At 72.4% G+C, this 20,874-nt stretch carries 12 protein-coding genes; 8 read left to right on the forward strand and 4 right to left on the reverse strand.

The genetic code is table 11. The features are described 5' to 3' along the window. Positions 1-28 precede the first annotated feature (28 nt). The 3 genes from AB0F10_RS14685 to AB0F10_RS14695 are packed head-to-tail and all read left to right on the forward strand — an operon-like array spanning position 29 to position 2,667. A complete protein-coding gene (locus AB0F10_RS14685) occupies positions 29-166 on the forward strand; it encodes a hypothetical protein (protein WP_360623867.1) in 138 nt (45 codons plus the stop codon). Positions 167-172: 6 nt separating this feature from the next. Next, positions 173-1,408 (forward strand): FxsB family cyclophane-forming radical SAM/SPASM peptide maturase, encoded by a 1,236-nt coding sequence (locus AB0F10_RS14690; RefSeq protein ID WP_360623869.1) that lies wholly within the window; start codon positions 173-175, stop codon positions 1,406-1,408. Beyond that, the gene (locus AB0F10_RS14695; protein ID WP_360623871.1) at positions 1,405-2,667 is read left to right on the forward strand and encodes an HEXXH motif domain-containing protein; all 1,263 of its coding nucleotides are present in this window, start codon (positions 1,405-1,407) and stop codon (positions 2,665-2,667) included. Before AB0F10_RS14690 ends, AB0F10_RS14695 begins: the two co-directional genes overlap by 4 nt. A 3-nt stretch (positions 2,668-2,670) precedes the next feature. On the opposite strand, the gene fxsT is transcribed toward AB0F10_RS14695, so the two are convergent. Together fxsT and AB0F10_RS14705 are read right to left on the reverse strand one after the other, a co-directional pair. Further along, entirely contained in the window at positions 2,671-5,568 is a 2,898-nt protein-coding gene (fxsT, locus tag AB0F10_RS14700) for an FxSxx-COOH system tetratricopeptide repeat protein (protein ID WP_360623873.1), read from the reverse strand. 396 nt (positions 5,569-5,964) lie between these two features. Continuing rightward, entirely contained in the window at positions 5,965-6,378 is a 414-nt protein-coding gene (locus AB0F10_RS14705) for a hypothetical protein (RefSeq protein ID WP_360623875.1), read from the reverse strand. Positions 6,379-7,113: 735 nt separating this feature from the next. Here AB0F10_RS14705 and AB0F10_RS14710 point away from each other — a divergent pair. The 4 genes from AB0F10_RS14710 (at position 7,114) to AB0F10_RS14725 (ending at position 16,271) form a co-directional block, all read left to right on the forward strand. Further along, on the forward strand, positions 7,114-11,826 hold the full coding sequence (locus tag AB0F10_RS14710) for an aminotransferase class I/II-fold pyridoxal phosphate-dependent enzyme (RefSeq protein WP_360623877.1): 4,713 nt from the start codon (positions 7,114-7,116) through the stop codon (positions 11,824-11,826). Positions 11,827-11,857: 31 nt separating this feature from the next. Further along, the gene (locus AB0F10_RS14715; RefSeq protein WP_360623879.1) at positions 11,858-14,101 is read left to right on the forward strand and encodes an MMPL family transporter; all 2,244 of its coding nucleotides are present in this window, start codon (positions 11,858-11,860) and stop codon (positions 14,099-14,101) included. A 94-nt stretch (positions 14,102-14,195) separates the two neighbouring features. Next, the gene (locus AB0F10_RS14720) at positions 14,196-15,263 is read left to right on the forward strand and encodes a DUF2855 family protein (protein ID WP_360623881.1); all 1,068 of its coding nucleotides are present in this window, start codon (positions 14,196-14,198) and stop codon (positions 15,261-15,263) included. Positions 15,264-15,332: 69 nt separating this feature from the next. After that, positions 15,333-16,271, forward strand: a complete 939-nt coding sequence (locus AB0F10_RS14725) for a ribose-phosphate pyrophosphokinase (RefSeq protein ID WP_360623883.1) — start codon at positions 15,333-15,335, stop codon at positions 16,269-16,271. Here the strand turns inward: AB0F10_RS14725 and AB0F10_RS14730 are convergent. After that, positions 16,268-18,331: a response regulator gene (locus AB0F10_RS14730; RefSeq protein ID WP_360623885.1), complete on the reverse strand. Its 2,064-nt coding sequence runs from the start codon at positions 18,329-18,331 to the stop codon at positions 16,268-16,270. The two genes, AB0F10_RS14725 and AB0F10_RS14730, sit on opposite strands and share 4 nt — an antisense overlap. A gap of 90 nt (positions 18,332-18,421) precedes the next feature. Next, positions 18,422-19,357, reverse strand: coding sequence for an aminoglycoside 3'-phosphotransferase/choline kinase family protein (locus tag AB0F10_RS14735; protein WP_360623887.1), 936 nt, complete (start codon positions 19,355-19,357; stop codon positions 18,422-18,424). Positions 19,358-19,557: 200 nt separating this feature from the next. Here AB0F10_RS14735 and AB0F10_RS14740 point away from each other — a divergent pair. After that, the coding region (locus tag AB0F10_RS14740; protein ID WP_360623889.1) for a protein kinase domain-containing protein at positions 19,558-20,874 on the forward strand (1,317 nt) is incomplete at its 3' end.

Here is a 20,874-nt window from a genome sequence, read left to right on the forward strand (position 1 = left end):
TGAGGATTCTTGGATTCCACTAGCCGATGTGTCGGCTCTTCCCCTCGCGGCGATCGCCGACGAGGGGTTTGGCATGATCGGCCGGTCGCTGCGGGTGGTGCAGGCCGGCCTCGACGACGGCGACGACGCGCTCAGCGCGTTCGGCTCGTTCATGTCGGAGGATTGACGGGTCATGGCTTCGGCGGTCGACGTCCGCGCGGTGCATCACCGCGCGGCGCCCTGGCCGTACGCCGAACTGGACGTGGCCGCGGCGCGCGCCGCGGGTCATCGCCCGGTCCCCTTCCGGGAGCTGGTGCTCAAGGTCCACCAGCGGTGCAACCTGGCCTGCGACTACTGCTACGTCTACGAACACGCCGACCAGAGCTGGCGTGAACGGCCGCGGACCATGTCCGACGAGGTGCGGACCGCCGCGCTGACCCGGTTCGCCACGCACGCGCGGCAGCACGGGCTCGCCCGGGTGCGCATCGTGCTGCACGGCGGTGAGCCACTGCTGTACGGCCGCGAGCGGCTCGCCGAGCTGGTGCGGGCCGCCCGGGCCGTGTTCCCGGCCGGGTGCCGCGTCGACGTCGGCATGCAGACCAACGGGGTGCTGATCGACGAGCCGGCCGCCGCCATGTTCGTGAAGCACGGCATCCAGGTCGGCATCAGCGTCGACGGGACCGCCGCCAACCACGACCGGCACCGCCGGATGCCGAACGGGCGGGGCAGCTTCACCGCCGTCCAGCGTGCACTGTCGCTGTTACAGCGCCCGGAGCATCGTGCCGCGTACGCCGGGCTGCTCTGCACCGTCGCCGTGGACACCGATCCGCTCGACTGCTACGAGCAGTTGCGCGCCTTCGACCCGCCCGCCATCGACCTGCTGCTGCCCCACGCGAACTGGGAGTCGCCGCCACCCGCGGTGCCCGGCCGGGCGACGCCGTACGCCGACTGGCTCATCGCGATCTTCGACCGCTGGTACGACGAGGCGTCACCACCCCGCATCCGGATCTTCGACGACGCGATCCGCCTGGTGCTCGGCGGCACCGGGCGCAGCGAGCAGCTCGGCCTGAGCCCGTTCGGCGTGATCGTGGTGGAGTCGGACGGGGCGATCGAGCAGGTCGACGCGCTGAAGAGCGCCTACGAGGGCGCCTGCGCGACCGGCCTGGACGTGCGGCACAACGAGTTCGACGAGGCCCTCGACCATCCGGGCATCGTGGCACGGCAGATCGGCCGCGCGGCGCTGTCCGACGAGTGCCAGGCCTGCCCCGCGGTCGCCTTCTGCGGTGGCGGGCATTACGTGCACCGCTACCGCCGCGGCGTCGGCTTCCGGGCGCCCTCCGTCTACTGTGCCGACCTGCGGGCCTTCGTCCGGCACGTCTACGACCGCGTCGCCGCCGATCTGCGGTCGCGCGGCGGGAGGCCGGCGTGACCACCGCGGTTCATCGGCTGTCCGGGGCGGTCCTCGGCCGGCTGGCGGCCGGGCTCGGCGGCGCCGAGGCGATCCGGGAGCTGCGCAGGTCGCAGCTGAGCAAGCATCTGCTGCTGATCCGCTTCCTGCTCGAGCGGCAGGGCGCCGCGGGTGAGCAGGCGCGCGACCTGCTCGAACGCGCCCGGAGCGCGGACCCGGACGGGTTCGCCGCCGTCGCGGGCGCCCCGATGGTGGGCGGCTGGACCGCGATCGCCGGCCGGGCCGCGATGCGGGGCGAGGCCACGGCGGCCGACCTCGGACACATCTCGGCGATCGCGATCGTGGCGGCGGCCCGCACCGGCGTCGACGGTTCCGTCGCCGTACCGGTGCATCACGGCCTCGCCATGCTGCCCGGGCTCGGCGCGATCGAGGCGGGCGACGCCGCGTCGGTGCGGGTGAGCGCCGCGGGCGGGCGGCTGTTCGTGCTCACCGCCGGCGGCGTCGTCGAGGTGCCGGCCGAGCGCGGCTGGCTACCGGTGCGCCGGCTGACCGCGGACGCTGCCGGGCAGGCGATCGACCTGGCCCTGGACGATCTCCACCCCTACCGCCACGGGCACCACGTGCCGCCCGCGAATCGCCTCCCGGACGAGGAGGTGGACCGGTGGCGGGCCGTGTTCGCCGAGGCCTGGGTGCTGCTCGCGACCCGTTCGCCGGAGCGCGCCGGCGAGCTGGGCGCCGGCCTGCAGTCGCTGGTGCCGCTGGTGCAGACCGATCCGAGATCGGCGCGCAGCGCGACCATCCGGCACGCCTTCGGCGTCTTCGGCCTGACCCGGCCGCCGACCGCCGCCGACTTCGCGGTTACCCTCGTTCACGAATTCCAGCACTCCAAGCTGAGCGCGGTGCTGCACCTGGCGCGGCTGACCGACCCCGCGGACGAGCGGCGCTACTTCGCGCCGTGGCGCACCGACCCGCGCCCGCTGCCGGGCCTGCTCCAGGGGGTGTACGCCTTCGCCGGCGTGGCGGACACGTGGCTGGCCCTGCGCGACGCGGAGGCGATCGCCACGCGGCGCTTCGCCGAGACCCGCCTCCAGGTCGATCGGGGACTCACCAGCATCGAGGAGTCGGGCTCGCTGACGCCCGCGGGCGAGGAGTTCGTGGCGGCCCTGCGGATCACCGCAGACCGGCTGCTGGCCGAGCCGGTCCCGGCCGACGTCGATCGCGACGCGCTGGCCGCGCTGGCCCGGACCCACGCCGCGTGGGCCGACCGGAACGGCCGCTGACGATCAGGTCGGCGGCGGCTCGATGTCACCCTCGAGCCGCTTGTTGCCGGCCGCCGCGCGCACCTCGGGATGGTTGGCGCCGAGCAGCCCCTCGAGCTGGGCCAGCGACTCGCGGAACAGGGTGGTGCCGCGTTCCTCCTGGCCGGCGGCGCGCAGGTCGTGCGAGAGATTGATGGCCCGCATCAGGATGTAGGGGTTCTCCTTGCCGTCGCGCGCCGCGGTGCTCTTGGGGTCGCCGGACCGGCTCAGCCGCAGCATCTCCTCGGACAGGCCCAGCGCGTCGTCGCGCCGCCCGGCCAGCGCATGGTCCGTGGCGAGCGAGGTGCCGGCACAGATCGTGTACGGGTGCTCGTCGCCCAGCTTCTCCCGCAGCCGCTGCCACGCGTGGTCGTCCAGCGCGTACGCCTCGTCGAGGTCGCCGGTCGCCCGGTGCAGGATGGCCCGGTTGACCTCGGCCGCGAGGGTCAGCGGGTGGTCACCGCCGAAGTCGTCCCGGTAGCGCTTGAGCGCGTCGTCGGCGAGCTCGCTCGCCTCGTCCAGCTCACCGACCTGGCGCAGCACGTTGGCCAGGCTGACACCGGCCGCCACGGAGAACTCGTGGCTGCGGTTGAACTGCTGGCTGAAGCGTTCGGTGGTGCGCTCGTGGTTGACCCGCATCACCTCGAGCGCCTCGGCGAGGCGGCCGAGCTTGCGCAGGGTGATGGCGTGGGTCCGCTCGGACATCAGCACGAATCCGTGGCTCGCGCCGAGCAGCCGCTCCTGCTCGGGCAGCCATTCGCTGAGTCGCTTCAGCGCGGCGAGGTAGTGGCCGAGACCGTAGAAGTCGCGGGCCACGTTCATGTGGGTCCGGATGACGCTCGCGTCGACGATGCTCTGGTCGGCCCAGTGCGAGGCGATCTGCTCGTCGAGCTCGAGCGCCTCGGCGAATTCGCCGATCAGCCGGAAGTCGACGGCGAGGTTGCCCTTCACCCGCAGGGTGTATGCCTCCTCGTCGCCGAAGACCTCCCGGTGCAGCCGGTAGCTCTCCTGGTCGAAGGCGAGCGCCTCGCGGTAGAGACCCTCGATGCGCATGACGTGACCGCGCTGGTTGCCGGTGATGAGCGTGTAGGGGTGCTCCCGGCCGAGGAACGGGCTCGTCAGGAACCGGTTGTAGGTGTCCTCCAGCAGCTCGGCCGCCGTCCGGCTGTCGCCCAGCGCCCGGGTGGCGTTGGAGACCTGCGCCCGGGCCAGCAGCGTCGTCAATCCGCTCGGCCCGAGCATCTCGTCGGACGTGTTCTTGCCCCACTCCTCGGCGGCCCGGCCGGCCAGCGTCCGGCTGTTCTCGTAGTCGCCGACGATGTAGAGGTAGCGCGAGTGGTCCAGCACGGTCTGGCGACCCTCGGGGGTGCCGGAGTGCACCATGTCGGCCGGGGTGAGGTGCGGGCCCATCTCGCTCTGCAGCTCCAGCTCGCCGACCTCGTCCGGGTCGCCGGGGCGGGCCACGGCCAGCAGCCGCTGGACGTTGCGCTGGGTCTCCTCGCGCAGCTCCGCCGTCAGGGTGTCGCGCAGCACGCGCTGCACCAGGCGGTGCACCTGCACCCGGGGTGACCGGTCGCCGGACAGCGGCGCGGCCGCGGAGGTGGCCCGGCCGACCGTGCGGGCCAGGCCGTAACGCCGCAGCTCGCGGACGATGCGTCCGGTCAGGATGGAGTCGCCGAGGGCCCGGCGCAGGGGGGCCGAGATGTCGGCGTTGGCGCCGCGGCGCAGCAGCGACTGCCGGATCGGCTCGCCGCCCAGGTAGGCGAAGAGGGCGAAGAACTGCGCGGTGGCCGCGTCGATCTCCTGGAGCTTCTCGACGGCGACCGCGACGAACGCGGCGACCGTACGCGGGTAGTCGGCCGGCTTGCCCTCGTTCAGCAGCTCGATGCGCTCGTCCAGCAGGTCGATGTAGTCCCGCACGGGCATGGCCGTCGCCAGATACCACGCCGCGGCCTGCTCGAGCGCGAGCGGCAGGTCGCCGAGCTTCTCGGCGAGCTCGTCGGCCTCGGCCTCGGTGATCGGCAGGACGTTGGGGTCGTCGCGGGTCCGCCCGGTGAGCATCTCCACGCTCTCGTCGCGGCGGAACACGTCGACCTCGATCGGTATGCCGATCGTGCTCCATTCCTCGATCCGCGTCGTCACGATCACGTGGCCGCCGGTGGACGGCAGGAGCGGGAGCAGCCCGGACGGCTCGTCGGCGTTGTCGTAGACGAGCAGCCAGTCCCGGTCGTCGCCGCCGACGGCCAGCCAGTTGAGCACCGTGCGGGCGGTCTCCTGCTGGTCGTCGGCGATCGGCAGGTCGACGCGCTGGGCGAGCTGGGTCAGCGCGGCCAGCACCGTGGTGGTCTCCTCGGCGGGGATCCACCAGATCATGTCGTACTGATGGAGGTGCCGGTGCACGTACTCGATCACCAGTTGGGTCTTGCCGACGCCGCCGAGGCCCTTGAGGGTCGGGGGAAGCACCGATGTCGCGGAGTCCTTGGAGAGCTTGCTGCCGAGTTGTTCGAGGAGTTCGATCCGGCCGGTGAAGTTGCGGTTGCGGATGGGGATGTCCCCGACGATGCGCTCCTCCGGACGATAGGCCCGGGGACGCAGCGGCCGGCTGGTGGCGGCGAGCGCACCGAACCGTTTGGACGCCTCTCCCGGATGCCACCGGATGACGATCTCGGCGAAGAGCCGCAGGCCCCCCGGCACGCCGCCGATCGCGGTCAGCAATGCGGCCAGGTCCTCGGCGGCGTCGTCCGACCGGACAAAGGAAAGGGGGGCCGGCAGGGCGCCGTTCAGTTCCTCGACTCGCGCGTCCCGCGCTGGACGCTCCGCGAGGCCTTGCACCTGAAGGAGGGTTTCGAGCAGCTTTTCGCGGGAGTAGTCCAAGTCCGGCACAGCTTCTCATCTCCGAGCGCGGATGAATCCCTGGAACCGAAGGATATCGGAAGTTGTCCGTGTCAGGTATTGGTGGAACGTCTGATGGTGCCATCTCCGGCATGCCGGAGGAACGTGGCGGCGGCGCACGTTGATCAATGTCCACCGCGGACCCGAATTGCTCATCGGTCGCGCAGAATCATCGTGGCGGGCCGGGCGGACGGGTGCCCGACGCCCAACGCCCCGCTCGGCATGGCCGGGCGGGGGCGTTGGGATCGTCTCGGGGTGAGCGCGGCGCGGATCCGCGGAAAGGTTCTTGCGGGGGCGCCGTGAACACGCCGGATTCTCGTTCATGAAGAACGCCGGAACGGCGCAGCGGTCGGCGGCCTGCGCCGGCCGCCTATTGACAGGGCAGGGTCAGCCGACGCCGATGTTGTTGTGCGCCATCACGGGCCTGAACCAGCGGTTGCCCTCGAAGATGGCGTCGTATCCGTTGACCAGCAGGTTCGCCAGCGAGATCGGCGGCGGAATGGGGCCGTTGCGGCACTCGGCGAAACCGTTGAAGTCGGTGGTCGCCTCGCACATGAACCAGCGCTCGCCGGTGGTGACGAACTGCACCGGCAGGCCCACCACGGGGCGGCCCTCGATGGTCGTGAACCGGGCGCGGATGCCGAGCGTCTCGCGTGCGATCACGTCGAGGGTGCCGTAGTAGGCGACCGCGTTGAGCCGCCGCGGCGGGGGCTGAGCCGGGGCGGCCTGGGCCGGGGTGGAGACGGCGACGCTTATCAGCGCCACGGCGACGGCGAGCCATCGCATGGTTGTGTTCTTCATGGAGCACAAAGTAGGCCATTTGTCCGCCGAAACCCCACGGACACACCCAAGCGTGTCTAAATGCCTACCAACGGGTGGATCTGGCCCAAGATCGCACGCCCGCGGGCGTGCGAGGTTCGCGTCCGGGGTACGGCTGAGCCGCCGGTCACGACACTCCCGTCGCGTTTCGGTGCCCGCCGGGGCCGGCCCGGCCGTCCCGCATCCGAACCGACCGGCATCACCCGATTGATCGCGCGGTCATTCGCTGGCCCCGGTAAATGCGAAGGACAGGACGAGAAGAGTGCCCGGCGGCCACCCGGGTGCGCCGCGCCGCGCCGCAATGACCAAAAGGGAGCGCGGGTGAGCGGGCGATCGGGCGGCCGTGGAGAACGCGGAAATTCACCGCCGGACGGCGGGCCGCCGATCCGTGGACATCACCGCCGCAACGACAGACACGCGCATGGCGGGGTTCCCGCGGCGCCCCTCCGACCACATTCGACACGATCGCCAAAACGCATTCGCGTATGTGCCGGCCGGTGTGCCGGACCAGGCGTGGCGTTCTGCACTTCCGCAGTGGAGAACCCCCTCCGGGTGACCGAGTTTACAAGATCACCCTGCCGATGTCGCGTTGTTCTACCTTGGACTGCGAAAGCTGCCGTAGCATCCGTAAAAAGCGCATCCGCTGGCGGTGGTGCATCGGTGCGTTCTGCGCTTTTCGTGGCGGCTTTCCGGTCGAGCCGTCAACCGCACGCAAGCATGGGGACATCAGTGGACATTGCGATTGTCGGTCTTTCTTGCCGTTTTCCGGGTGCTCGGGACGTCGTCGAGTTCTGGGCGAACTCGCTGAACGCAGCTCAGCAATTCCGGACCGTTCCGTCCACGCGATGGAATCACGAGACAGTTTTCTCAACCGATCGCCGCGATGCGCATTCCACGTACACCGATCGGGTGGCCTTCCTCGATGACGTGGAGGATTTCGCCGCGCTGCACCACCGGATTCCACCGAGGCGTGCCAAGGCGATGGATCCACAGCATCGCCTGCTCATCGACCTGGCCCGGGAGGCGGTGCAGGACGCCGGCTGGGAGCGCACCGAGTTCGATCGGGCGCGCACCGGGGTCTTCGTCGGCATCAGCTCGGCCGACTACCAGGACGTGGCCGCCGCGCGGGCCCTCGCGAGGATGCTGGTCGACGGCTCGATGTCGCCGGACACGTACGACCCCGAACTGCTCAAAGCGGTGACGGCCGCGGCGGCGCGGGCCGTCGACGCGCCACAGTCCTTCTCGCTCGCCGGCTCGCTGCTCAACATGGGGCCGTGCGCCGTCAGCGAGCTGCTCGACCTCGGCGGTCCGTCGTTCGCCGTCGACGCGGCGTGTTCCTCCGCGCTGGTCGCGCTGCACCAGGCCGTCAACCACCTGCGGACCGGGTCGTGCAGCGCGGCGCTGGTCGGCGGCGTCTACCTCAACCTGACCCCGAGCGCGCTGGTCGGCTTCTCCCGCGTGGGGGCGCTGTCCGCCGCCGGCGTGTGCCGGCCCTTCGACGCCCGCGCGGACGGGTTCGTGCTCGGCGAGGGCGGTTCGCTCGCCCTGGTACGCCCGCTGGCCGACGCGGTCGCGGCGGGCGACCGCATCTACGCGGTGCTCAACGGCATCGGCACGGGCAACGACGGCAAGGGCTCCGGGCCGATGACGCCGCGGGCCGAGGGCCAGGAGGCGGCGATGCGGGCCGCGTACGAGGACGCGGGTGTCGCGCCGGGCGCCATCGACTTCCTGGAGGCGCACGGCACCGGCACCACGGTGGGCGACCGGGTCGAGATCGAGGCGGTACGCCGGCTGCGCTCCGGCGGCGCCGTCCGGCGGCCCTGCTACCTGTCGTCCGGCAAGGCGACCATCGGGCACACGCTGCCGGCGGCCGGCGCCGCGGGCGTGCTGCGGACCGCGCTGGCGCTGCACCACCGCACCGTGCCGCCGCAGCCGGCGCTCACCGCGCACCCCGACCTGCCGCTGGCCGAGGCGGGACTGGAGATCACCACCGAGGCCCGGCCCTGGCCGGAGGTGGCGGACGACTGCCGCCGCGCCGGCGTCAGCTCGTTCGGCTTCGGCGGCACCAACGTGCACGCCGTGTTCAGCGAGGTGCCGGAGCAGCAGGAGCCCGTCGACGTGGACCGCGGCCGGGACGACCGCCCCTGGCTCGTCCTGCTCTCCGCGGACTCACACGACCTGCTGGCGGCGTACGCGGAGCGGATGGCCGGCATCGTCGCCGCCGACGAGGCGATGACACCCGGCGCCGTCTCCCGCACGATGGCCAGCCGCCTGCTGCTGACCTCCCGCCTGGCGGTGATGTGCCGGAGCCGGGCGGAACTCGCCGACCGGCTCGCGGCCGCCGCACGGGCGCTGGCCGCGGGCACCCTCGGCCGCCTCGGCCCGGGCGTGTACGCGGGCGCGGCGCCGCTCCCGGCCGAGCAGCGGCAGCTCGCGTTCCTCTACCCGGGGCAGGGGTCGCTGCGCGCGGGTACGCTGCGCGACCTGGTCGCCCGCTTCCCCGTCCTCGACCGGCACGTGCGGCCGCTGACCGACGTGGTCGACCGGCGCACCGGCACCGCGGTCTCCAAGCTGCTGTGCGAGGAGCCCGGCCCGGACGCCGAGGCGGAGGTGAGCGCGACCCGGATCTGCCAGCCCGCACTCGGCGTGGCCGGGATCGGGATGACCCAGCTGCTCGCCGACTGCGGGGTGACGCCCGAGGTGACGCTCGGGCACAGCGCCGGCGAACTGGTCGCGGCCGTCGCCGCCGGCGCGCTGACGGCCGGCGACGGCATCGACTTCCTGGTCGACCGCGGTGCCGCCGTGACCGCCGGCGAGGAGCCGCCGCCGGGCACCATGGCCGCGGTGCGGATCGGCCCGGCCGGGTTCGAGGAGCTGCGCTCCGGCATCGAGGGCGTCTGGGCCGGCTGCTACAACCATCCCCTGCAGACCGTGGCCAGCGGTCACCGGAACGCGGTCGCGCGCCTGGTGGAGCGGTGCCGGGACCGTGGCGTCCAGGTGGTGCCGCTGCGGGTGTCGCACGCCTTCCACTCGCCGCTGCTCGCCGAGGTCGACTCGGCGGTGACCGTGCACGCGGCGAACCTGCCGGTGCGCACGCCCAGCCGCAAGCTGGTGTCCAGCGTGGATCCGGGCGCGCCGACCGACCCGGAGACGCTGCGGGCGATGTGGAGCCGCCAGGGCTCCTCGCCGGTGCTGTTCCGCGACGCCGTCGACGTCGCGGTCGAGTCCGGTGCCCGCATCCTGGTGCAGGTCTGCGCCGGGGACGCCCTGCTCGGCATGGCCGCCAAGACGCCGTCGGCGCGGGCCCTCGAGGCGATCTCGCTGATGCCGGCGGAGCCCGACGACGGCTACGCGCTGCTCGAGGGGCTGGGCCGGCTGGCCGTCGCCGGCGTACCCGTGAATCTGACGCCGTTGTTCGCGGGGCTGCGGGTGCCGCTGCTGACCCTGCCGCCGTCTCCCTTGGCAACCCAGCACTACTCGATCCGGCACACCGACCGCGACGGTCGTGCGCGGCCGGCCGCGCGCGGTGCCCGGGTGCCGGCCGCGGCCGCTCCGGCGCTGCCGGCCCGGATCGAGTCTCGTCTACCGGAGCGCGCCGCGCTTCTGGCCGTAACCAGGAATGGAGAGCGGACGCCCATGAACGACGTCATCCTGCTTCTGCGTGAGCAACTCGCTGCCCTGCAGAGCTTCAGCGCCGAGCCGCTGGAACACTATGCCGGTACCGGCGTGCGGGACCTCGGGCCGTCATCCGGTGTGGCCTGCTCGCCGGCGGATGCCGCCGTATCCAGCCCCCCGGCCGTTGCGCTGCCGGCCGCGCCCGCGACGCGGGCGCCGGTGCCCGCGCAGAAGGTGTCGCCCAGCGATGCCGCCCAGATCCTGGGCGAACTGCGCGTCATGGTGGGCCGGATCAGCGCCTACCCGCCCGACCTGGTCGACGCGGAAAACTCGTTCGGCGCCGACCTGGGCTTCGACTCGATCATGAGTGCCGAGCTCACGGCGGCCGTGAAACGACGCTGGCCGGACCTGTCCTTGACCCCCGCCGACGTCTTCGGCATCACCACCGTCGGCGAGCTCGCGCAGGCGCTGGCCCGGGCGCAGCAGGGCGGCCACCCGGTCTCCGCGCCGCCGGTCCCCGAGCCGGTACCGGTCCCGGTCGCCGCGGAGCCCCGGCCCCGCCCGGTGTGGCCCGCGCCGCGCAGCCCCGAGATCGCCGACGTGGCGTACCTGCCCGAGGTGGTGGAATTCCAGCAGCGCGGTGCGATCCTCGACCGGCTGCAGGTGGCCAACCCGTACTTCCTGGTCCACGACAGCGTCATCGACAGCCGGACCCGGATCGGCGGGCGCCAGCTGATCTCCTTCTCCAGCTACAACTACCTCGGGCTGGCCGGGCACCCGGAGGTCGCGTACGCGGTCAAGGAGGCGGTGGACCGGTACGGCTCCTCGGTGTCCGCCGCCCGGATCCTGTCCGGCAACCGCGCCCTGCACGACGAGCTCGACCGCGCCCTGGCGGACCTGGTCGGCGCCGAGGACGCCATCACGCTGGTCGGCGGGCACTCCACCAACATCAGCGTGATCGGCCACCTGGTCGGCCCGGACGACCTGATCGTGCACGACGCCCTCGCGCACGACAGCATCCTGCAGGGCTGTCGGCTGTCCGGCGCGAGCCGCCAGCCGTTCCCGCACCAGGACATCGCCGCCCTGGACGCGCTGCTGGAGCAGATCCGCGACCGCTACCGCCGCGTGCTGATCGTGGTGGAGGGCGTCTACAGCATGGACGGCGACATCTGCGACCTGCCGGCGCTCATCGCGCTCAAGAAGCGGCACGGCGCCCTGCTCATGGTGGACGAGGCGCACAGCGTCGGCGTGCTCGGCGCGCGCGGCGGCGGCGTCGGCGAGCACTTCGGCGTCGACCGCGGCGACGTCGACGTGTGGATGGGCACGCTGTCGAAGTCGCTGGCCAGCTGCGGCGGCTACGTCGCCGGCCGGCACGAGCTGATCGACTACTTCCGGTACACGCTGCCGGGCTTCATCTTCAGCGCCGGGATGAGCCCGGCGAACGCCGCCGCGGCGCTGGCCGCGATGCGGATCTTCCGCGAGGAGCCGCAGCGGATCGCGCAGTTGCACGACCGCGCCGCCCTGTTCCTGCGTCTCGCCCGGGAGGCCGGCGTCGACGTCGGCACCAGCGCGGGCACCCCGGTGATCCCGTGCATCACGGGGGACTCCGTCAAGGCGCTGCGGCTGTCCGACACGCTGCTGCGCAACGGCGTCAGCGTCAACCCGATCCTGTACCCGGCGGTCAAGGAGCAACTGGCGCGGCTGAGGTTCTTCGTCACCGCCGAGCACAGCCCGGAGGACATCGAGAACACCGTCGATCTTCTGGCCCGGAATCTCGACCCGGCGTGCCAGGTCACCGTGCCGCAACCCGCATGACCCGTGGCCTCCTTCGCAGATTGCGCCTGACATGACCCCAGTCACATCTCCGCCGACCCGGGCCGGGCGGCACAGCGGGGTCACCGCCCGCCCGGGTGCCGGCGCGGACCTGCCGCTGGTCGCCCGCCGCCCGAAGCTCGTCCTGCTCACCGCGTTGCTGCTGGCCGCGCTGGCGATCGCCTTCAGCGGCGACGTGGTGGGCGTGCTGAAGACCGGTGGCTTCGACGACGCCGGCTCGGATTCGGTACGGGGCCGCGCGGTGCTCGCCCAGCATTTCCACGGCGCCGAGCCGAACCTCGTCATCATGATCGAGAAACCGGGCGGCGACGTGTTCGACGTCGACGCCGGCGACGTGGCGCGCCGGGTCGTCCAGCGCCTCGCCGTGACGGCGGGGGTCAACGTCGTGGGCGTGTACTGGGACGACATGCTCCCGCAACTGGTCAACCGGGACCGGGACAAGGGCATGGTGCTGGTGCACGTCGACGGCGACGAGGACCGCAGCGAGCAGCGGGTCGGTGACCTGCACGACGAGCTGGCCGGCACCACCGGCGCGGTGCGGGTGTCCTTCGGCGGGCAGACCCAGATCAACAACGACATCAACGATCAGGTGACCACGGACCTCGCCAAGGCCGAGTCGATCGCGATCCCGATCACGCTCGTGTTGCTGCTGCTGGTCTTCGGTACCCTCTGGGCGGCGGGTGCGCCGCTGCTGATCGGCATCTTCTCGATCGTCATGACCCTCGGGGTGCTGCGGCTGCTGGCCGTCTTCACCGACGTGTCGGTCTTCTCGATCAACATGGCCACGGCGCTGGGCCTCGGCCTGGCCGTCGACTACAGCCTGCTGTTCGTGTCGCGCTACCGCGAGCAACGCGGCCGCGACCCCGACATGATGGACGCGCTCGCCGTCACCATGCGTACCGCGGGCCGGACGATCATGTTCAGCGCGGCCACCGTCGCGGTTGCGCTGTGCAGCCTGCTGGTGTTCCCGCAGTACTTCCTGCGCTCGTTCGCGTACGCCGGCATCGCCGTCGTCGGTGCCACCGTCGGCGCCGCCCTGCTGGTGCTGCCGGCCCTGCTCGTCGTGCTCGGGGACCGCATCGACAGGTGGTCGCTGTGGCCCCGGCGCCGGGTGGCCGGCGGCGACACCGCCTTCTGGGGCCGGGTCGCGGCGTTCGTGCTGCGCCGCCCGGTGCTGACGGCGGCGCCTGTGGTGCTGGTGCTGCTCGTGCTGGCGACGCCGTTCGGCCATGTGGGCTTCGCCGTCGCCGACGACCGGGCGCTGCCCAGACACGCGGAGAGCCGGATGGTCGCCGACTCGATCCGCGGCGAGTTCGCCGGCACCGGGAACAGCACCGTCGTCATCGTCGCGGACCGCTGGGGTCAGGGACCGGACGGCGTGCTTCGCGCCGCCGACTATGCCGCCCGGGTCTCCCGGATCCCGGGGGTCATCCGGGTCGACAGCGTGGCCGGCTCCTTCGTCGGCGGCACCGCGGTCGGCACGGCGGCGCCGCCCGGCGCCTTCACCGCCGGGGACGCGGCCTGGTTCTCGGTGCTCAACGACATCGAGCCGTACTCGAGCCGGGGCGCCCAACTCGCCCGCGCCGTTCGCGCCGTGCCGGTGCCGCAGGGGGTTCCGGTGCTGGTCTCCGGGCTGTCCGCGCAGCTTGTGGACATGACCGGCTCGATCGGCGGCCGGCTGCCCGTCGCGCTGGTGCTGATCGCCTGCACCACGTTCGCGCTGCTGTTCCTGCTGACCGGGAGCGTGCTGCTGCCGATCAAGGCGCTGCTGCTCAACCTGCTCACGATGAGCGCCGTGTTCGGCGTCGCCGTCTGGATCTTCCAGGACGGCCATCTCGCCGATGTCCTGGGCCACACCGCGACGCCGCTGGCGGTGGCCATGCCGGTGCTGCTGTTCTGCGTCGCGTTCGGATTGTCGATGGACTACGAGGTCTTCGTGCTCTCGCGCATCATCGAACGGCACGGCCAGGGCGCCGATCTGCACACCTCGGTGGTCGACGGGTTGTCCCGCAGCGGGCGGGTGATCAGCGCAGCCGCGGCGATCCTGTCGGTGTCCTTCCTGGCCATGCTGTCGTCCGGGGTGTCGTTCATCCAGTTCTTCGGCCTCTGCGCCAGCCTCGCGATCATCCTCGACGCGCTGCTGGTGCGCCCGGTGCTGGTGCCCGCGCTCATGCGGCTGGCCGGGCGCTGGAACTGGTGGGCGCCGCGGCCGCTGCGCGCGCTGCACGACCGGCTCGGGCTGCGGGAGGACTCCTGAGGTCGTAGCCGGGGGCGGGCGTCCGGGCGGCGAGTGGGATTTTGCACTGAGAGTGCACTTGTCTCGGTGTGCGCCGAAATCTAGCGTCACATCCATGCCTGCTTCCTGGACGTTCGCCGTGGCCCGTGACGACCTCGGCGAGACCACGCTCATCGAGGGCGTGACGCCCCCGCTGTCCGACGGCGAGGCGCTGCTGCGGGTGGACCGCGTCGGCCTCACCGCCAACAACGTGACCTATGCGGTGCTCGGCGAATCGATGCGGTACTGGCGGTTCTTCCCACCCGGCCCGCGCGGGCTCGGGCCGCGGTGGGGGCTCCCGCCACTGTGGGGCTTCGCCGAGGTGGTCGCGTCGACGGTGCCGGGCGTCGAGGTCGGCCTGCGGGTCTACGGCTATCTGCCGTCCGCGGGCCACCTGGTGGTGCGCCCGGAGCGGGTGGACGCCTCCGGGTTCCGCGACGCGAGCGAGCACCGGGCCGACCTGCCGTCGCCCTACAACGCCTACCGCTCGACGGCCGGCGACCCGGCGTACCGGCCGGACCAGGAGGATCTGCTGATCCTGTTCCGGCCGCTCTTCTTCACCTCGTTCATGCTGGCCGACCAGGTCGTCGACGAGGACTTCTACGGTGCGTCGTCGCTGGTGGTGTCGTCGGCGTCCAGCAAGACCGCCTACGCCGCCGCGTTCGAGTTGCACGGCCGCGGCCCACGCCTGATCGGGCTCACCTCGCCCGGCAACCTCGAGTTCACCCGGTCCCTCGGCTGCTACGACGACGTCGTCTCCTACGCCGAGATCGGCGCCCTCGACGCGGTCCCGACCGCCTATCTCGACCTGTCCGGCGCGCCCGCGACCCGGGACGCCCTGCGGCGGCGCCTCGGCGACCTGCTGGTCCGCGACGTCGCGATCGGGCTCACCAACCAGATCCCGAACGCAGGCTCGGCCGGTGAGGTGTTCTTCGCGCCGGCGCGGATGCGCAAGCGCGGCCAGGACTGGGGGCGCGACGAGCTCGACCGGCGCTTCGCCGAGGCCTGGCAGCGGTTCGCCGCGGCGGTCGGCGCCTGGCTGGACGTGCGGGCCGGCGCCGGGCCGGACGACCTGCGGCGCGCGTGGCTCGAGGTCCTCGAGGGCCGCACGCCACCGCGCACCGGCCAGATCATCCAGCTCTGAGGCGGGGGTGCGGCGGCCGTTCGCAGGTCGCTCGATGGTGTCGGGCGGCCAACGCCTAGGGTGGTGCCCGTGCGTGACATCGCGGTGTTCACCGGGAGTGCCCATCCGGAGCTGGCTACTGAGATCTGTGAGCACCTGGGCGTGCCGCTGCTACCCACCAAGACGTCGCGGTTCGCCAACGACTGCATCGAGGTGCAGCTGCAGGGCAACTGCCGCGAGCGCGACGTCTTCCTGATCCAGCCCCTCGTGCCGCCCGTGCAGGAGAACCTCGTCGAGCTGCTGTTCATGCTCGACGCCGCCCGGGGCGCCTCGGCCGGGCGGATCACCGTGGTGCTTCCGCACTACGCGTACGCCCGCAGCGACAAGAAGGACGCGCCGCGCATCTCGATCGGCGGCCGCCTCGTCGCGGACCTGCTGCAGACCGCGGGCGCCCACCGGATCCTGGCGATGACGCTGCACTCGCCGCAGGTGCACGGCTTCTTCAGCGTCCCGGTCGACCACCTGCACGCCCTGCGCGAGCTGGCGAACCACTTCCGGGGCTACGACCTCAGCAACACCGTGGTGGTCTCGCCGGACCTCGGCAACGCCAAGGAGGCGGCGGCGTTCGCCCGGATGCTCGACATCGAGGTCGCGGCGGGCGCCAAGCAGCGGTTCGCCGACGACAAGGTCGTGATCAGCTCGGTGATCGGCGAGGTGGCCGACCGCGACGTGATCGTGCTGGACGACGAGATCGCCAAGGGCAGCACCGTCTTCGAACTGCTCGACCGGCTCCGCGAGCGCAACGTCCGCACCGTCCGGGTGGCCTGCACGCACGGGCTCTTCACCGCCGACGCGGTGGCCCGGCTCTCGGCGGAGAAGGACATCGAGGAGATCGTCTGCACCAACACGGTGCCGATCCCGGCCGCCAGCCGCACGGACAAGCTCACCGTACTGTCGGTGGCGCCGGCGCTGGCCGAGGCGATGCGCCGCATACACAACGGCGAGTCGGTCAGCGCGCTGTTCGCTTAGGCGATGTTCTGCGGGGGCTGGGGGCCGCAGAGCGACAGGATGGCGCCGAGCAGCGTCGAGCGGGTGAAGGGCTTCTCCAACAGCATGCTGTTGGCGTCCAGGTGCAGCTGCGGCCCGAGCGACGCGGCCGTGTAGCCCGACATGTAGAGCACCGGCAGGTCCGGGTGGTGGGTGCGCAGCGCGCCGGCCAGCTCAGGCCCGGTCATCGTCGGCATCACCACGTCGGTGATCAGCAGGTCCGGGTGTGCGCCCGCGGCCACCTGGGTGACCGCCGTCAGCGCGTCCGTCGCCACCGTGATCTCGTAGCCGGCCGGCGCGATCAGCCGCTGCACCAGCTGGGCGACCTCGGGCTGGTCCTCGACGATCAGCACCCGGCCGATCACCGCCGGGGTGACCCGCCGGTCGACCGCCGACGCCGGGCGCTCCTCGGCCGCGGGCAGGTAGAGGTGCACCGTGGTGCCCATCCGGGGCTGCGACTCCAGTGAGATGTGCCCGCCGATGCCCTTCACGATGCCGGCGGTGGTGGCCAGGCCCAGCCCGGCGGCGGTCGGCCGGGTGGTGAAGAACGGTTCGAGGGCACGCTTGCGGGTCTCGTCGGTCATGCCGACGCCGGTGTCCTGGATGACGATGTGCACGAGGCGGCCGTTCGGCGCGTCCTCGGCGAGCTGGCCGGGCTCGATGACCTCGTTGGTCGCCGCCACCCGCAGCATCCCGCCGTGCAGCATCGCGTCGCGGGCGTTCGCCGCCAGGTTCACCAGCGCCTGCTCCAGCGGGCCGCGCTCCGCGCGTACCGCCCAGATGTCGGGGCCGAATGCCAGGTCGAGGCCGATGCGCTCGCCGAGCGTACGGCTGAAGAGGCTCTGCACGTCGGTGAGCAGGTCCGGGATCGGGATGATCTCGGGCCGGTTGCCCTCGGTCCGGCCGAAGGCCAGCAGCTGGTGTGTGAGGGTGCGCCCGGTGTTGACCGCGTCCATGATGTCCTTGGCCATCTGGTGCTGCGGCGAGTCCTCGGCGGTGGTCGTGGCGATCATGTCGGCGGAGCCCTGCACGACGGTCATGAGGTTGTTGAAGTCGTGCGAGATGCCGCCGATGAGCTGGCCCATGCTGTCGAGCCGGCGCAGGTGGTCGAGCTGGCGCTTGAGGCCGCGCGCGTCGATGTGGTCGGTCGTATCGGTGATCATGCAGAGCACCCGGCCGTGCTGCCCGTGCTCGTCGTCCAGCGGCATCATGCTCATCCGCACGCTGCGCTGGGAGCCGTCGGCGCGCATCAGCCGGGTCGCGCCGACCGTCGAGCGCCCGGCCCGGCACTCGGCGAGGCGGCGCATCAGCTCGGCCTGGCCGTGCTCGTCGAGGAAGCCGCGCAGGGAGACCCCGATCAGCTGGGCCCGGGGCAGGCCCAGGACGACGCCGATCGGCTCGTTCGCGTACGTGGCCACGCCCTCGGCGTCGAGCTGCAGCACGCCCTCCGGAATGGTCTCCAGGACCCGGCGGTAGCGCTCCTCGGCGGCCCGCAGCCGCTCCTGGGCCCGCGCCGACGACAGCGCCAGCGACAGCTCCCCGGCGATGTCGCGGGCCAGCTCGACCTCGACCTCGGTGTATACCGAGCCCGGGGTGCTGCGGACCAGGATCAGGTAGCCGAGGTACGTGTTGTCGACGATCACCGGGCAGAGCACGGCCGCGTGCACGTCCGGCGCCGGGCCGCCCGGGTCGACGTGGGCCCGGTGCCGCGGCCGGGGCAGCTCGGTGAGCGGCTCGGCGTCCTCGCCGGCCAGCACGATCGGCCGGCGGCTCGCGGCCAGCCCGGTCGAGAAGTCGTCGTCGGGCAGCTCACCCTCGCGGTCGAGCAGCCGGGCGTACGGCGCGCAGAGCACGTCGTCGGGGTGATGGAAGGTGATCGCGTCGTACCGGCCGTCGTCGTCCACCAGCAGGATCCCGGCGCCGTCGCCGAGCATGTCGGCGGCGGCCTGCGCCGCGATGGCACGGACCTTCCTCGTGTCCTGGGCAGCGCGGCTGAGGGCCAGCGCCAAGTCGGCCAACGCGTACCGGAGGGGATATGCCATGACGCCCATGCAGTTCACTATCTGCAATGGCGGGGTGCGGCGCGGGCGTTTCGCGCCAAAGCAACCGTCCGACCGAGGATCTTCGCCCGGCTACGAGGTGGCGAACCAGCGGTCGGCGAGCGACGCGAAGCTCGCCTCGGCCGGCGGGGGCAGCCGTTTCAGGTACGCCGGAACATTGCTGTAGTAGTGCAGTAGCGTCCAGGCCATCAGCCGCCGCCGAAGCTCGCGATCCGGCTCGATGCCGTACGCCCGCAACATCCGCCCGTAGAAGAGCCCGTCGCCGTCCGCCAGAAACACCGCGGGCCCGACGAAGTCGTACTCGGCGGCGCCCCGCATGGCCGGCTCGAAGTCGATCAGCCCGGTCAGCCGGCCGTCGGCGTAGAGCAGGTGCTCGTCGAGGATCTCGGTGTGCAGCAGCACCGGCTTCGCGTCGCCGAGCGGCGCGCCGGCGAGGAAGGGCGCGATCTGCGCGACCCAGGCCGGGTCGAGTCCGAGCGCCCGCTGCCGACCCGCGCACCCGGCGGCCTGGTCCTCGACGAACTCGGACCAGTCGGCGGGCCACCACTCGTCGATCTCGGGGACGTCCACGGCGTGCAGGGCGGCGATCGCCTCGCCCAGTTGGCCGGCCAGGGCGTCCCGTTCGGGCCGGGCGAGACCCGCCCAGACCGAGGCGAGCGGCACCCCGGGCATCCGGTCCATCAGTACGTAACCCCAACGCTCGAAGCTGCCGGAGGCGTGCACGGCCGGGGTCGGCACCGGGAGGCGGCCGTGCACCGCCGCCAGGACGCCGGCCTCCACCCGGAGCTCGTCGATGTGCACCGGTGGGAAGAGCTTCAGGACCTTGTCGCCCACCGCGTACACGGGAAGCGATCCGGTGGGGTAGCGCGACGCCGCCTCGGTGACGCCGAGCGAGGCGCAGAGCGCGCGGACGCCGGGGCCCAGCGCCTCCTCGTCGCGGGCGATGAAGTCGAAATCTTCCTCATCGTCGGCGCTTGGCCAGATCGTTTCGACGTTTTCCCTGGTCAAGTGCGCCTCATCTCGATGAACGACGGGCCGGGGCTGCGGTGACGGGTGGAGCCGGACAACCACCTCACGTGCGAACTCCGACCCTGAAACTTGCAAGTTGATACGGACAAACAGCATTATTCCGGTCGGTTCGAGCTTGGCCGAGGGTGCGCCGGGTTCGACAAGGAGAACACCGCAGCGGCCGGAAGGACACGACGACGGTGGACCAGGATCCCACGAGCGGCGGCGCGCGCCCGGATTCCCTCGGCGCGTCGACCCTCGACCTGAGCGGGCGATGCGTCGGCAGCTCGTACCTTCTCGTCCGTCCCATCGGGCAGGGCGCGACCGGCACGGTGTGGCGCGGGGTCGACCGGTCCTCGGGCCAGCCGGTCGCGGTCAAGCTGCTGCACGAGAGCCTGATGCGCCAGCCCAAGCTGGTCACCCGCTTCGTGCAGGAGCGCACGATCCTCATGATGCTGCGGCACCGCAACGTGGTGCGGGTCCGCGACCTGTTCAGCGTCGGCGAGTCGCTGGGCCTGGTCATGGACCTCGTGCCGGGCGGCAGCCTGCGCGAATACCTGCGGGAGCACCACACGCTGCGGCCGGGCGAGGCGGCCCGCCTCGCCGCCCAGGTGGCCGCGGCCCTGGCCGAGGCGCACGAGCTGGGCATCGTGCACCGCGACCTGAAGCCGGACAACCTGCTGCTGCACCGCGAGGACGGGCAGCTCGACATCCGGCTGACCGACTTCGGCATCGCCCGGGTGCTGAGCACCCCCAGCCTCACCACGCCGAACGCCGTCGTCGGCACCCCGCACTACATGGCGCCCGAGGCGTTCCAGGGCACGCCGACCAGCCCGGCCGCCGACGTGTACGCGCTCGGCGTGCTGATCTACGAGACGGTCTGCGGGCGCCCGCCGTACGACAGCGACAACGTCCACGAGCTGATGCAACTGCACCTGCAGGGCGACCCGGCCCGGCCGCCCGGCGTGCCGGACGCGCTCTGGGACCTCATCGTCGGCTGCCTCGACCAGCGGCCGGGGCTGCGGCCGACCGCCGTCGAGCTGATCGCGGACCTCAGCGAGGTCGCCCGCGGGGTGGTGGACGCCCCGGCGCTGCCGCGCCCGGCCCGGGCGCCGCTGAGCGCCGCGGCCCGGTCGCGCCCCTCGCCGCCGCAGCTGGTGCACCCCTCGCTCGCCGGGCAGCCGAAGGTGCCCGCGCCGCGCGGCGGCAACCAGCCGGGCACCTGGCGGTGGGGCCGGCCCTGGGCGATGATCGCCCTGGTCGCCGCCGCGATCCTGGCCTCCGGCGTGACGACGACGGCCTGGCATCTCGGCCGCACCGACGACCCGGGCCCGGCGTACGTCGCCGAGCAGCCGATCGCGCCGGCACCGGTGGTCCGGCCGTCCGGCTCCACCGCGGCGCGCCCCGCGTCCACGCCGGCGCCGGCGCAGACCGCCCCGCCGCGGAGGGGGGCCGGGCGGCGGCGGCGGGGGCACCGGGCCGGGTACACCGAGGTGGCCGGCGCCACGGCCGGCGGC

This window comes from Actinoplanes sp. NPDC026623 (genome assembly GCF_040638275.1).
Lineage (GTDB): Bacteria > Actinomycetota > Actinomycetes > Mycobacteriales > Micromonosporaceae > Actinoplanes.

Bases quoted from the DNA above. Each gene is read 5' to 3' on its own strand.
- AB0F10_RS14710 (WP_360623877.1), top strand. From the start codon at position 7,114: ATGGGGACATCAGTGGACATTGCGATTGTCGGTCTTTCTTGCCGTTTT.
- AB0F10_RS14730 (WP_360623885.1), bottom strand. From the start codon at position 18,331: ATGGCATATCCCCTCCGGTACGCGTTGGCCGACTTGGCGCTGGCCCTC.
- AB0F10_RS14690 (WP_360623869.1), top strand. From the start codon at position 173: ATGGCTTCGGCGGTCGACGTCCGCGCGGTGCATCACCGCGCGGCGCCC.
- AB0F10_RS14705 (WP_360623875.1), bottom strand. From the start codon at position 6,378: ATGAAGAACACAACCATGCGATGGCTCGCCGTCGCCGTGGCGCTGATA.
- AB0F10_RS14715 (WP_360623879.1), top strand. From the start codon at position 11,858: ATGACCCCAGTCACATCTCCGCCGACCCGGGCCGGGCGGCACAGCGGG.
- AB0F10_RS14720 (WP_360623881.1), top strand. From the start codon at position 14,196: ATGCCTGCTTCCTGGACGTTCGCCGTGGCCCGTGACGACCTCGGCGAG.